Below are 266 nucleotides of genomic sequence, written 5' to 3' on the forward strand. Positions count from 1 at the left end.
GGCTCGCGCCGTTCCTGCTAGCACTCGCAGTGGCAGAGTGCTAAAAACCTGCGCGGCGGCCGGCAAAGCTCCCATGCGGCTTTCCAGATAGCCGCCCGTCGGGTGGCTCCTGCGGGCGCCCGACAGCTTTTCGACACGTCAATCTCGCGCTGGAGACATCTTATGACGTTCCGTCCGCTGCACGACCGTGTCGTCGTCCGCCGCATCGAGGGCGAGGAGAAGACCAAGGGCGGCATCATCATCCCCGACACCGCCAAGGAGAAGCC

General features: G+C 65.0%; 1 pseudogene. It reads left to right on the plus strand.

Going from position 1 to position 266, the window contains the following annotated elements:
- Nucleotides 1–162: 162 nt before the first annotated feature.
- Nucleotides 163–266, plus strand: a pseudogene (locus WDW90_RS39695) (co-chaperone GroES); the annotation flags it as partial.

The organism is Methylobacterium nigriterrae (genome assembly GCF_037106235.1).
GTDB lineage: Bacteria > Pseudomonadota > Alphaproteobacteria > Rhizobiales > Beijerinckiaceae > Methylobacterium > Methylobacterium nigriterrae.